Source organism: Paraburkholderia solitsugae, from assembly GCF_013177695.1.
Taxonomy (GTDB): domain Bacteria; phylum Pseudomonadota; class Gammaproteobacteria; order Burkholderiales; family Burkholderiaceae; genus Paraburkholderia; species Paraburkholderia solitsugae.
Genome location: NZ_WOEY01000039.1, coordinates 1 through 13,156, shown reverse-complemented (window position 1 = coordinate 13,156; position 13,156 = coordinate 1). Strand labels below are relative to the sequence as shown.

General features: G+C 60.5%; 11 protein-coding genes and 3 pseudogenes. 7 read left to right on the top strand and 7 right to left on the bottom strand.

All coding sequences use genetic code 11. The features are described from left to right. The first annotated feature begins 10 nt into the window (after positions 1 to 10). The 3 genes from GNZ12_RS10375 (at position 11) to betA (ending at position 4,884) form a co-directional block, all read left to right on the top strand. A complete protein-coding gene (locus tag GNZ12_RS10375; protein WP_172310259.1) occupies positions 11 to 1,519 on the top strand; it encodes an aldehyde dehydrogenase family protein in 1,509 nt (502 codons plus the stop codon). Between the two features lie 103 nt (positions 1,520 to 1,622). Continuing rightward, positions 1,623 to 3,149, top strand: coding sequence for a purine-cytosine permease family protein (locus GNZ12_RS10370; RefSeq protein ID WP_172310258.1), 1,527 nt, complete (start codon positions 1,623 to 1,625; stop codon positions 3,147 to 3,149). Between the two features lie 43 nt (positions 3,150 to 3,192). Next, complete coding sequence (gene betA, locus GNZ12_RS10365; protein ID WP_172310257.1) at positions 3,193 to 4,884, top strand: choline dehydrogenase; 1,692 nt, start codon at positions 3,193 to 3,195, stop codon at positions 4,882 to 4,884. Positions 4,885 to 5,029: 145 nt separating this feature from the next. On the opposite strand, the pseudogene GNZ12_RS10360 reads toward betA, so the two are convergent. The 6 genes and pseudogenes from GNZ12_RS10360 to GNZ12_RS10340 all read right to left on the bottom strand — a co-directional run. Continuing rightward, a pseudogene (locus GNZ12_RS10360) lies at positions 5,030 to 5,179 on the bottom strand (helix-turn-helix domain-containing protein); the annotation flags it as partial. 62 nt (positions 5,180 to 5,241) lie between these two features. Further along, positions 5,242 to 6,465: a type II toxin-antitoxin system HipA family toxin gene (locus GNZ12_RS10355; protein ID WP_172310256.1), complete on the bottom strand. Its 1,224-nt coding sequence runs from the start codon at positions 6,463 to 6,465 to the stop codon at positions 5,242 to 5,244. A 2-nt stretch (positions 6,466 to 6,467) separates the two neighbouring features. Next, positions 6,468 to 6,767 carry a helix-turn-helix domain-containing protein gene (locus GNZ12_RS10350; RefSeq protein WP_235993672.1) on the bottom strand — a complete coding sequence of 100 codons (300 nt, stop codon included), beginning with the start codon at positions 6,765 to 6,767 and terminating at the stop codon, positions 6,468 to 6,470. Between the two features lie 157 nt (positions 6,768 to 6,924). Continuing rightward, positions 6,925 to 7,053 (bottom strand): annotated as a pseudogene (locus GNZ12_RS44270) (AraC family transcriptional regulator); the annotation flags it as partial. Between the two features lie 182 nt (positions 7,054 to 7,235). Then, a complete protein-coding gene (locus GNZ12_RS10345) occupies positions 7,236 to 7,472 on the bottom strand; it encodes a DUF4148 domain-containing protein (RefSeq protein WP_172310255.1) in 237 nt (78 codons plus the stop codon). 211 nt (positions 7,473 to 7,683) lie between these two features. After that, positions 7,684 to 8,265 carry a thioredoxin family protein gene (locus GNZ12_RS10340; protein WP_172310254.1) on the bottom strand — a complete coding sequence of 194 codons (582 nt, stop codon included), beginning with the start codon at positions 8,263 to 8,265 and terminating at the stop codon, positions 7,684 to 7,686. Between the two features lie 236 nt (positions 8,266 to 8,501). Between GNZ12_RS10340 and GNZ12_RS10335 the strand changes: the two genes are divergently transcribed. From GNZ12_RS10335 to GNZ12_RS10320, 4 genes are all read left to right on the top strand, one after another. Then, positions 8,502 to 8,873 carry a GFA family protein gene (locus GNZ12_RS10335; protein ID WP_172310253.1) on the top strand — a complete coding sequence of 124 codons (372 nt, stop codon included), beginning with the start codon at positions 8,502 to 8,504 and terminating at the stop codon, positions 8,871 to 8,873. Positions 8,874 to 8,999: 126 nt separating this feature from the next. Next, positions 9,000 to 9,740, top strand: coding sequence for a response regulator (locus GNZ12_RS10330; RefSeq protein WP_172310252.1), 741 nt, complete (start codon positions 9,000 to 9,002; stop codon positions 9,738 to 9,740). Then, positions 9,737 to 11,071 carry an ATP-binding protein gene (locus GNZ12_RS10325; RefSeq protein WP_172310251.1) on the top strand — a complete coding sequence of 445 codons (1,335 nt, stop codon included), beginning with the start codon at positions 9,737 to 9,739 and terminating at the stop codon, positions 11,069 to 11,071. Before GNZ12_RS10330 ends, GNZ12_RS10325 begins: the two co-directional genes overlap by 4 nt. 222 nt (positions 11,072 to 11,293) lie before the next feature. Continuing rightward, a complete protein-coding gene (locus GNZ12_RS10320) occupies positions 11,294 to 12,337 on the top strand; it encodes an alpha/beta fold hydrolase (protein ID WP_172310250.1) in 1,044 nt (347 codons plus the stop codon). 178 nt (positions 12,338 to 12,515) lie between these two features. Here the strand turns inward: GNZ12_RS10320 and GNZ12_RS10315 are convergent. After that, positions 12,516 to 13,156: pseudogene (locus tag GNZ12_RS10315) on the bottom strand (hypothetical protein); the annotation flags it as partial.

The following is a 13,156-nucleotide window of genomic DNA, read 5'->3' as shown; positions in this document are numbered from 1 at the left end:
GGAGACAACGATGGACAAGGTCGTACACGATTACCTGACGAAGTTTGGTGTCCGGGAAGAGACTCAACGCTTTCTCGGCAAGCCGCAGAAGATGTCTATCGGCGGTGCCTGGATCGCGCAAGGCGACCGCGAATCCTGCGCGGTGCTCGAACCGTCCACCGCGGGCGTGATCACGCACATTCCCTTGGGCACGACCGCCGATCTGGATCGCGCGGTCGACGCTGCCCGCAAGCAGTTCGACGGTGGACCGTGGAGAAAGCTCAAACCCCTTGAGCGCGAACGGCTGCTGCATCGCCTCGCCGATCTGATCGAAGCGAACGCAACGGAGTTGGCCGAGATCGAATCGATCGACGTAGGCAAGTCTGTTGCCAACGCGCGTGATGTCGACGTACAAGGCACGATCGACACCTTCCGCTATTTCGCCGGTTGGGCATCGAAGCTCCACGGCCGTACGGTCGAACCCTCCTTGCCGGGTGATTACGTTGCCTACACCCGCAAGGAGCCCATCGGGGTGGTCGGCGTCATCGTGCCGTGGAACTTTCCGCTGCAAACCATGGCGTGGAAGGTCGCGGCTGCGCTCGCTGCCGGTTGCACGACGGTGATCAAGCCCGCCGAACTCACGTCGCTGTCCACACTTCGCTTCGCGGAGTTGGTGCACGAGGCCGGCATCCCGGACGGCGTCGTGAACGTCATAACCGGACGAGGGCGTGAAATTGGCGCGGCGATGGCTGCCCATCCGGGCATAGACAAGATCACGTTCACCGGTTCCACCGAGGTGGGCCGCACTGTCGGGCAGGCGGCTGTGGGCGGCATCAAACGTATGACACTCGAACTGGGCGGCAAATCGCCGGTACTCGTGCTCGAGGACGCCGACATCGAAGCGGCGGCCCAGGCCGTAGCAAACGGCATCTTCTTCAATTCTGGACAGGTCTGCGATGCGGGTTCACGGGTTTATATCCAGCGCGGCATTCACGACAAGTTCATCGGCGCGCTGATCGAACACACGCGTCAATTGAAGATCGCGCCTGGCCTCGATCCGGACTGCTTCATCAGCCCACTCGTTTCCGCGCTGCAGAAGGATCGCGTTTCGTCCTATATCGAAGCCGGGCGGCGCGAAGGCGCAGAAATCGTGCATGGCGGACATGTACTGGACCGGCCGGGCTACTTCGTCGAACCGACCATCTTTACGCATTGCCGCAGCGATATGAAGATCGTTCGCGAAGAAATTTTTGGACCTGTGCTGGTGACCACCCCCTTTGACGATCTGGGCGATGCGTTGTCGCAGGCGAATGATTCGCCGTACGGTCTTGCTGCCGCGATCTACTCCAATGACCTGAACCGCGTTCACAAACTGATCCCGCAACTGCGCGCGGGTACCGTCTACGTCAATGCCCATAGTACGATCGATCCGTCGATGCCGTTCGGCGGATTCAAGGAGTCCGGCTTTGGCAAAGACCTCGGCCCCGAACAACTCGATCATCTGATGGAGAGCAAGGCGGTCTGGATCACGCTGCACTGAACCGTCAATGCGCCGGAGGCGTCTCCAGACGAGCGTGACGCCGCGGCCAGATGCATGCCGGGTCAACCCTATTCCATCAACCTCTCATCGCTGCCAGGGGTACATGATGCAAGCAACAGACGAAGCAGTTAAACGCACCGTAGTCAGTGTCGAGCACGGGGCCATCGAAGGCCATTCAATTGATTTTATTCCGGATAGCGAACGAACCGACAGATTATCCAGGCAGGGACCATTCTGGTTTCTGGGTAATTTCACCTTCTTTACCATGACGATCGGCTTTGTCGGTCCCAGCATTGGCCTCAGCGCGTTGTGGACCACGATAGCCGGCACGCTTGGCATCATGTTCGGCACCTTGTTCATGGCCTTTCACGGCTCGCAAGGACCGCATCTCGGCTTGCCTCAGATGATCCAGTCGAGAGCGCAATTCGGTTATCGCGGGGTCATCGTCGTCCTGTTGGCGACGCTATTCGTGTTTGCGGGATTCAACATCGTCAACCTCGTGCTGATGATGCAAGGCCTCAAGGCACTGTTCAATTGGGACCCCGTCAGGGTGGCATTGGCCGTGACCGTGCCGGCTTCGGTTCTGGCGATCCTCGGCCACGACTGGATGCACCGCAGTTTCAAATGGGCGTTGTACCTGTCGCTCCCCCTCTACGGTCTGGTCACGGTGGCCGTTCTGATGCACTGGGTGCCTGATGTGCCGCTCGCCGCCGTCGCACCGGGCGCGACACCGACGCCACCGCTGGGCTTCAACTGGATTGCGTTCATTGCGCAATTCGCGGCCGCCGCCAGCTACAACATCGCTTACGCACCGTATGTGTCCGACTACTCGCGCTACCTGCCGAAAAACACGCCGAGCGGCAAGCTGATCGCGGCGGTGTTCCTCGGCGCATCGCTGTCGGGCGCGTGGATGATCGCGATTGGCGGCTGGCTCGCGGACCATCTGCACGCGACTGATGTGCTGGTCGCATTGAGTCAGGTGGGTAACGACCTGGCGCCGGGGATGGGAAGTGTGGTGGTCGGCGTCACGATTCTTGCGTTCCTGCCCGTCATAGCGATGAACATCTATAGCGCCAAACTGACGGCCATCACGGCACTCGATTCGTTCAAGAAAGTCGAGCCGACTCCCAAGGCCCGCATTCTGGCGATTCTCTTTGTCGTGATCCTTCAACTCGGCGTCGCGCTCAGCATCTACACCTCGGGTAAGGGCCTGTCCGTCCTGAATATTTACCTCGTTGTCATGCTGTATTTTCTGGTGCCTTGGACCGCCGTCAATCTGACGGATTACTTCCTCGTCCGAAAGGGGCGCTATGCGATTCCGCACTTCTTCATGCCTCACAACAACCTGTACGGGAAATGGGGGGCGCGCGGTCTGATCGCGTACGCAATCGGCTTTGTCGCGATGATTCCGTTCTTCTGTGTTCTCGACGGTTCAAACGAGGTGTATGTCGGTCCGTTTGCGCGTGCGATGGGTAGCGTCGATCTGGCTTGGCTGGTCGGTCTATTCGTCTCGGGCATCGCGTACTACGCGCTGTCGCGTTCACTCGATCTGAAATACGAAGAGTCGGTCATCGCCCAAATCGAGAAGACATCACCGCAATACACGACTGGCGACAAGGGTCGCTACTGAAATACGGACGAACCCGTCAAGATCTGGAAATCAGGAAAAAATCATGGCTACCGAGCAATTCGATTACATCATTGTGGGCGCCGGCTCGGCCGGATGTGTATTGGCCAACCGGCTTACCGAGGACCCGGCGGTCCGCGTTCTGGTGCTGGAATACGGCGGCAGCGATCGCAGCGTCATCATTCAGATGCCGAGTGCGTTTTCGATGCCGATGAATACGGCCAAGTACAACTGGCGTTATCAGACCGCGCCCGAGGCTCATCTGAACGGTCGCCAGTTGCATTGCCCGCGCGGCAAGGTACTGGGAGGATCATCGTCGATCAATGGCCTCGTCTATATTCGTGGCCACGCTTGCGACTTCGACGAATGGGAGGAACTGGGGGCGCGCGGTTGGGGGTATCGCAACTGTTTGCCCTATTTCCGCCGAGCCGAGAGCTATAAGTTCGGCGGTGACGAGTACCGTGGCGCGGAGGGGCCGCTGTGCACCAACAACGGCAACAACATGGAGAATCCGCTGTACGGTGCGTGGATCGAGGCAGGAGCAGAGGCCGGATACATCAAGACGGAAGACTGCAACGGCCATATGCAGGAGGGTTTCGGGGCAATGCACATGACCGTCAAGGATGGCGTGCGCTGGTCGACCGCCAACGCCTACCTGCGCCCTGCAATGAAGCGCCCGAATCTGACCGTAGTGACGAATGCGATGACACGTCACGTGATTCTCGAGGGCAAGCGCGCCGTTGGGGTCGCATACGATCAAGGTGGACGCACGCATGTCGCACGGTGCCGTTCTGAAGTATTGATCGCCTCAGGTCCGATCGGCTCACCGCACTTGCTGCAACGTTCTGGAATCGGGCCGGCCGACGTGCTGCGAAAAGCGGGGATCGAGGTCCGGCACCACCTGCCCGGAGTCGGCGAGAACCTCCAGGATCACGCAGAAATCTATATCCAGTACGCGTGCAAGGAGCCCGTCACGCTCAACGCGAAAATGGACCCGTTTAGCAAATTCATGATTGGACTGCGCTGGCTCCTTTTCAAGGATGGCCTGGGCGCCAGCAACCATTTCGAGGCGGGCGGATTCATCCGTTCCGAAGCCGGTTTGCGCTGGCCGGACATTCAATTCCACTTCTTGCCGGCCGCCATGCGCTATGACGGCGACAAGCCGTTCAAAGGGCATGGATTCATGGTGCTGACCGGGCCGAACAAGCCGAAGAGCCGGGGCCACGTGCGAGCGGTGTCAGCCGATCCCTATACGCATCCGGAGATCCGCTTCAACTACCTGGATCGGGAAGAGGACCGGGAAGGATTTCGACGCTGCGTGCGCTTGACCCGGGAGATCATCGGGCAGCCGGCGATGGACCGCTTTCGTGATGTTGAACTCGCTCCTGGACCGGACGTGCAAACGGATGAACAGATCGATGCCTTCGTCAGGGCGAACCTTGAAAGTACGATGCATCCGTGCGGGTCATGTCGCATGGGAGAGGATGACATGGCTGTGGTCGATTCCGAGTTGCGGGTTCGCGGCATGGAAGGCTTGCGAGTCATCGATTCATCTGTTTTCCCGACCGAACCCAATGGCAATCTGAACGCGCCGACGATCATGCTCGCTGAACGCGCTTCGGACCTGGTTCGCGCGGTGTCCATGTTGCCCGCGTCCGGTGCCGAGGTGGGCCTGGCAGAGGGATGGGAGACGCGGCAACGCACGCATGCGTCGACTCGAGATTTTCATGTCGGGTAGGTCGATTGACGGCGACAACGTCGAGCGGCATCGACGTGTTCTGCGTCGCTCGAGGCGGGCGTCGATTTGACGAGCTTGAAAAAGACGTCCGCGCTCGCCAGTGGACCCAGGCCGCGGTAGACGCGAAGCTCAACCTCGAGATGCCACGCACAATGAGGTCCGCGCCCACCCACTGCTCAAGCGACTGAATGCGCCTGCTGAAGCCCGACTGGGTGACATTCCGAAATTCCGCCGCCCGCGAAAAGCTCTGATACTGGGAGAGCGCGATGAAGTCTTCAATCCACTTGATTTCCATGTTGGATCCAATGTGTGCGGCGATGGCGCGGGCGGCCGGTGCACTTAATCATTGATCTCGCTTCACAGCATGCGCGTGCGGTTCGTTTCTATCTTGCCTGCAATCAGGCTTACCGTTGCGCGCCGAATGGGAAAGCTCCGCGCGTGATCCCGAAAGCGGCCGGCTACCCCTGCAGTGCGTTCAATGACCGCCGCCGCCGCACGAGCCGGTATACCCGTCAGGCTGGCAAGCTGCAATAGATGCCTACGCGCCGGCGCGCGACTCTCGCCGCACACGTCCATTTGATGCTTACCGCCCGGCCCTTCGTTGAAGGTCAAGTCGTAAGCCGGTGAGAATTGCCACTGCCCTTGCGCCGACAGTCGGAAGGAGAAATTTTTCGTATGGTCGTCCCGATTGTTGAACACCACATTGAACACACAGCGTTCAAAGGCCCGCAACACCTCACGCTCATCCCGCGTGATGAAGCGAGTCAATTTCAGAAGCGAACCATAGTCGATCGATGGATATCGGAAGTTGGCGTTCAGCGCGCCGGCAGCGGTGTGCATTGGCACGCGCTGAGTGCCAGACCGGTCGAAACGCTCGATACCGAATGCTGAAAGACGGGGTCCGAGGTCAAAGAACCTTGTTGCCGGCACCGGAATTTCACACGCCTGCGCAAGCACTGCGTACAGCGCCTCGACTGCGCACACTTCCTTGTGGTCGTACTGGGCAGGAAATTTGACCAGCCAGGGTGTGCCGGCGCTTTGCTCCGAGTTCGACATGCGGCCACTGTGCGGGTCGAAGTTGACCAGCACTTTAGGCCGGGCGCCGTGAGGCGAGCCGCCCATCAGGACGAGTTCACGCAGCGACTCGGTACTGCCGTCCGTCATCACTTCGCGGACCTCCCGGGCAAGCTCGATAAGTTGCACGTCCGAAGGTTGAAGATCGTCTCCCTGAGTTGGCTCAAAAACAAGAGCACCCATTGCCCTCTCGCCAATGAACGCAAGACGGTCGAGCGGGGACATACGCGCAGGCTCCCAACCCCGCTGCCGAAAGAGACGGTCCATGAGTAGCATGCCCCAGCCGTCGGGCAGCGCATCAGAAACGAGCCCTGGCAAGCGAAACTGGTGGTCCGGGAAGCTATCGTAGGCCTGCTGCCGCAATGCCAGATGCAAGGGCGAAAGCTCGAGACCGCGTTGCTGCGCTTCGGAGGAGTACTCAAATATCAGGTTTGTCCCGTCGTCCCCGAGCTTGCCCAGTTCGAAACGCTCGCCCCAACCGGCGTAGACGACGCTCAGTTTTTTCATCGTCACCTCCGGGAAGCCCGTTCACGCGTGGCGCTCGCCTTCTCCATCGCGCGAATGGAGTTCGGTTTGTATTCGAATAGAGGCGACAGCGAGCCGGTCAGCCCAAGCGCCATGGCTACCCGAAGAAGACTCTCAAGCGTTGCCTTCCCGGTACGCTCGAGGTTGCGTACCGCGCGCTCGGACACCCCGGCGCGGGCGGCCAGTTCGCTCTGCTGCAGATTCTGAGCGAGGCGCTGCGCGCGCAGCCGGTGACCCAGTTCAAGCGCGATTTCGTCCGCAGTAGCGAGATCAAAAAGCAACATTTTGCCGGTTATCCATCAAATTTGCCGATAAACGTTAATATTTTACCGGTTGATGACCATGGGAGCAAGGCGATCCATATTTAACAGGCAAATATGTGCTGTTTATATTCAATTTTTCATGTTAACTGGCCGAAAAATGATGATTACTTGAAGTCGATCACGATCGCGCAGTTGCACTGCATGCCTGCATGGCCGACGATCGCAGCCGCTCCGCATCCTGCCCCGGCGGTCTCCCGAATAGCCTGCTGTACTCGCGGCTGAATTGCGAGGCGCTGTTGTAATGGATGAGGTTGTGATACGCGCGCCAGGTTCCCGATCAATGGCAATGTGGTCTCACGAGCCACTGAACGCGATACGCCCACGCCGAGCGCGCTCGGTGTGGGCGTGGTGGAGCGTGCGAAGGATCTTGAACCAAGAGGATTGCTTACCGTATTGCAAGCAGAATTCAATCCGGCGGCGCTCAGATAATCAGCTGCCGCGATACAAGCTGCTGAGTTGGGCGAGCTGGCCATCCTGCTGGGCTTGCACCAGTTCGTGGCGGACCTCCGCGCGCGTCTTCTGCATTGCGCTGGTTTGGCTCGGGTTCCATTGCTGCACTTGCGCGGCGCCCGATTGACCACCGGTTGTTGCAGGGGCATCAGAGGCGTGAGCGAAGCCAGCCGTAGCGAATGCTGCGAAGGCCAAAGCGATCATTGAGGTTTTCATGTCATTCTCCGTGAACCAATAAATTAAAAGGAAGGCGCTGGGGTATCAGGCAGCAAGGGCAGCAATTCGGTCAGTCATCTGCGAAGTTGCTTGCGTCTTGCATCCGGCGTTGATGCATTAAAACGTGCCGACGTATCTGGCTTGTGTCGAGAAACCGGGGCAATTGCAATGTTCTGTATCACCTCGATGCCTGGATACATTGCGATACGAATCACGGGTTTTCCGCGAGCAAGGCCTTGATCTTCGCTTCGGTCTGGTCGTAGTCGCCTTCGCCGAAGTGCGTATAGACCACATGCCCTTTCTTGTCGACCAGATAAAACGCGGGCCAATACTGGTTGTCGTAGGCGCGCCACGTTGCGTAGTTGTTGTCCTGCGCGACCGGGAACGTAATGTCGAAGCGCTTGATCGCCGTCTTGAGGTTGTCCGTGTTGCGCTCGAACGCATACTCGGGCGTGTGGACGCCGACCACCACCAGGCCCTGGTCCTTGTATTTCTGATTCCAGGTCTTGACGTAGGGCAGCACGTGGATGCAGTTGATACACGTGTAGGTCCAGAAATCGACCAGTACAACCTTGCCCCGCAACTGCTGCATGGTCAGGGGATTGCTATTGAGCCATTTATCGATGCCGGTGAATTCCGGCGCGGTCGTGCCGTTGTCGAGCTGGTTTGCAGCGGGACTTCCAGCAGCGCTGGCCGCAGGACTTGCAACGAGCGTTGCGATTGCGGCGGCGCCGGCTGCCACGGTTGCGGCGAACAGGGCGACGGTAGCCGTGGTTTTGAGTCGGGAGAGCATGTCAGCGTCCTTTCAGAGAGGGGAACAGAGCGGCGATCCGGGCATCGACCCGGACGTCGCATCGGGCATTTCGGTGGTTGGCATGGCTGCATTGGAACGCCCGTTCGTATCTGGCTTGTGTCGCCGAGGCGGCGCGGGTGCAATGTTTTGTGTCAGCGGAGCGGCCAGATACATTGCGATACAAAGCGTTGCGCGTACTGGGCTATAAAGCAGCCATGCCTACTGCGGAGCGCCACATGAATACCGAATTGCTGCAAGGATCCTGTCATTGCGGGACCGTGAAATTTGAAGTCCGTACCGATGTTGTGCCTGCTGCGCGTTGCAATTGCAGCCTGTGCCGGCGCAAGGGCGCGCTGATGACGCCGCCGTTCGCCGCGGGCGAACTGAAGATCCTGCAGGGTGAGGAAGCGCTGACGCTCTACCAGTTCAATACGCGCACGGCGAAGCACTATTTCTGCAAACATTGCGGAATTTATCCGTTCCATCAGACGCGTAAGGATCCGCATTTGTGGCGGGTCAACATCGGTTGCCTGGAGGGCGTCGACCCGTATACGCTGGAGGCCAGCGTGGGCAATGGCGCCAGCCTGTCTGTCGTGGAGGATGCATGAGACGGCTCATGACAATTCTCGCCTTCCTGGCGGGCGGATTGGCGGCGGAACTGGCACACCCCGTGCACTGTTCGCTGATCAACGTGAACCGGGTACGAGTGAATCGTCGAAAGGATTGATCCATTGATGGAAAACACCGACCACGTCCTGATCGTCGACGACGATCGCGGCATTCGCGAATTGCTTGCCACCTATCTCGAGAAGAACGGCATGCGCGTTTCGCTAGCCGCGAACGGCCGGCAGATGCGCACCGTCCTCGAGCAAGGCACGCCTGATCTGATCGTGCTCGATCTGATGATGCCCGGCGAGGACGGTCTCGTGCTGTGCCGGGAATTGCGGGCCGGCAAGTTTCGCGCCGTGCCGGTCTTGATGCTGACCGCCCGCAGCGAGGAGGCGGATCGCATTGTCGGGTTGGAAATGGGCGCCGACGATTACCTGTCCAAACCGTTTGCGGTGCGCGAACTGCTGGCGCGCATCCGCTCCGTGTTGCGCCGCGCGCGGATGCTGCCGCCCGGCATGCAGGTGACCGAAACCGCGCCGATGATCGGCTTCGGCGACTGGCGGCTCGACACCACCGCGCGTCATCTGCTCGACGCCGAGGGCACCATGGTGGCCCTGAGCGGCGCGGAGTATCGCTTGCTGCGCGTGTTCCTCGATCATCCGCAGCGCGTGCTCACACGGGATCAACTGCTCAATCTGACCCAGGGCCGCCAGGCCGATCCGTTCGACCGCTCGATCGATCTGCTGGTCAGCCGTTTGCGGCAGCGCCTGCAGGACACTGCGCGCGAGCCCCGTTACATCAAGACGCTGCGCAGCGAGGGTTACGTATTTTCGGCGGCCGTGACCATGATCGAAGGCGGTCCATGAAGCTGAATACATTGCTGCGCTGGCCGCGCACGCTGTTCGCACGGCTTGCCCTGATTCTCTTCGTCAGCCTTGCGCTGGTGCAAACGCTGTCGGTCTGGCTCACCATGACGGAGCGAGACCAGGCCATGACCAACGTGATGATGGGTTACATCGAACGCGAGGTCACCAGCTCCGTCGCGCTGCTCGATCATTTGCCCGCTAATGAACGCGCCGAATGGCTGCCAAGGCTGGCGCGGCGCACCTATACCTTCAATCTGGGACCCGGGGTCGCCGGCGCGCCTCCGGATGCGATGCTCTCGGCGAGGGTGGCTCAATCTATCGCGGATGGCATCGGCAAGCGCTATCCACTCACGGCCAACGCCGTTCCCGGTGATCCGGATCGCCTGCAGGTCCATCTGCAGTTGAGTGACGGCGCGCCGCTGACGATCGACTACCACCCCATGCCAGGCGCGCCGCTGTCGCCGTGGCTGTCATGGGTGCTGGTGCTGCAACTGGTGGTGCTGGCCGCATGCTGCTGGCTGGCGGTACGGCTGGCGACGCGCCCGCTGAGCCAGTTGGCGCGAGCGGCCGATACCCTGGGCCCCGACCTGAAGGTGGAGCGTTTGCCCGAAGACGGGCCGGACGAAGTGGCGCGCGCGGCGCGAGCGTTCAACGCCATGCAGGACCGCATCAAGCTCTATATGACTGAGCGCTTGCAGATCCTCGCGGCGATCTCGCACGACCTGCAAACGCCGATCACCCGCATGCGTTTGCGCGTCGACGTGATGGACGACGACGCGCAAGGGGCCAAGCTGCAGCAGGACCTGCAGGAAATGGAAACGATGGTCAAGGAAGGCGTGACGTACGCACGCACCATGCACGGCGCCAGTGAGGCGCCCTTGCGTATCGATCCGGATGCGCTGTTCGACAGCCTCGTGTTCGACTATGTCGATGCCGGCAAGGACGTTTCGCTGCACGGTCGAATCGACACGGCACTGGTGACGCGCCCTCAGGCGTTGCGCCGGATCGTGGGTAACCTCGTCGATAACGCGCTGAAGTTCGGCGGTACGGCCGAGATCAGAGTCGCCTCGCAGGACGGGCACGTGACGGTCTCAGTGCTCGATCGCGGGCCGGGTATTCCGGCTGAGTCGCTAGAAGCCGTGTTTGAACCATTCTATCGGCTGGAAGGATCGCGCAATCGCGGAACGGGCGGTACCGGGCTGGGCCTCGCGATTGCGCGGCAACTCACTTTGGCGATGGACGCGGTGCTGTCCTTGCATAACCGGCCCGACGGCGGCCTGGAAGCCAGGCTTGTGTTGAAAGGCGTCAGCCAGATTCCGATCGCTCATTGATCGCGCTGTATGTCGCCGCTTTTCGTCGATGAGCGTCAACGCCCACCTCTCTGTATCTCAATGTATCTGCGCCGTCGTTAATTACATAACGTTGCACTGGCGATCCTCACGGACACAAGCCAGATACGTACACGGGTTTTAATACTTTCAGGCCAGATTTTCTGGCTTCGCAAGCCAGACATGCTCTGCGCTTGCGTAGCTAATCTTTGAGGAGAATCCGCGATGCCGGACCAGATCAATACTCGACGTCGTCGTCTGCTTGGGACGACAGTTGCGGGTATCAGTTTGATGGAGTTGGGTTTGAGCGGGTTCGCCAAGGCGCAGTCGAACGGCACGCCACCTAATACGAAAATGGCAACGCGTGTTGCTTCGTTCGACAACATCCGCCAGGTCAATGCCGGAACGCTCAGCATGGGTTATGCGGAAGCGGGGCAGCAGAATGGACCGGTGGTCATCCTGCTGCACGGCTGGCCCTACGATATCTACAGCTTTGCTGAAGTCACGCCGTTGCTGGCAGCCGCTGGCTACCGGGTCATCGTGCCGTATCTGCGCGGCTATGGTTCGACACGGTTCCTGTCCGCGGATACACCTCGCAACGGTCAGCAGGCGGTGGTTGCTGTCGACATCATTGCATTGATGGATGCATTGAAGATCGACAAAGCCATCTTTGGCGGCTTCGATTGGGGCGCACGTACGGCGAATATTATCGCCGCGCTGTGGCCGCAGCGATGCCAGGCGATGGTGTCGGTCAGCGGTTATCTGATCGGCAGCCAGGAAGCCAACCGGGCGCCGCTGCCGCCGAAGGCTGAGCTGGCCTGGTGGTATCAGTTCTATTTCGCCACGGAGCGTGGCCATGCAGGTTACGAAGCGAACCGCCACGACTTCAACAAGCTGATCTGGCGTCTCGCGTCACCGAAATGGAATTTCGACGATGCAACGTTCGACCGCTCGGCTGAGTCCTTCAACAATCCTGATCATGTTGCGGTGGTGATTCACAACTACCGCTGGCGTCTGGGTCTGGTCAAAGGAGAGCCGCAATACGACGAACTCGAAGCGCGGCTGGCGAAGGCGCCGACCATTTCTGTTCCGACCATCACGATGGAGGGCGACGCTAACGGCGCACCGCATCCCGAGCCGGCAGCCTACGCGAAGAAGTTCACCGGCAAGTATCACCATCGGAATATCGACGGCGGCATCGGACATAACCTGCCACAGGAAGCGCCGAAGGCATTTGCCGATGCCATCGTCGATGTCGCCCGCCTTTAGCCGGACGGAAGCAGCCCCGCGAACCGGAGTCGGCGACGGTCCCCGGGCGGGCCACGGGGGTGCATGTGCCGGGCCTGACGTCGTGAAGCTGTGATGCCCGTCAGGTCCGGCCGGTTGCTTTCTGTTGCATCCAGGAGGTTGCGCGCGTGGAGCCCTTGCGGGCACCACGCATTGCGGGCTAGTGCTTGGGTGGTGTGCTGCTGCCACCGCCGAGTCCACCTGTGAGGCCACCTAGCAGGTTCGTCAACGGCGCGAGCGGAGACGAGCCGCCGCTTGTGCCGGTGAGTGCGCTGGTGAGTGTGCCGACCAGGTTGGTTAGTGGTGCAGCCGGATTGGTCGCGGAGCCTGTCGACGATCCGTGCGAGGTGCCGCCTCCGAGGCCGCCGGTCAGTCCGCCGAGCAAGGTGGTAAGCGGTGCGACGGGGCTGCTGCTGCCTTGCGAGCCGCCGCTCACCGAGCCTAGTGACAGGCCGCCGAGCAAGGCGGTCACAGGTGCCAGCAGGCCACCGGTGGCATGTCCGCTCGATCCGCCCGTAACGCCTGTACCGCCTTTTGAACCACCGATTGTGCCGTTGCCCACGCCGTTGCCGTTCCCGCTACCGCTGTTGTTGCCCAGGGTGATCGGCACGATAGGCACGCTGATCGCGCCGACGCTGACGACCAGGTTGACGATCGGGTCGAGGAGGCCGCTGGTGGTCTGGTTGCCGCTACCGGCACCGACTCCAGTGGAGCCGCCGGAGCCGCTTTGACCACCGTTTCCAGGGCCGCCGCCGGTTCCAGAACCGCCACCATTTCCAGAGCCACCGCCGTACCCACCGC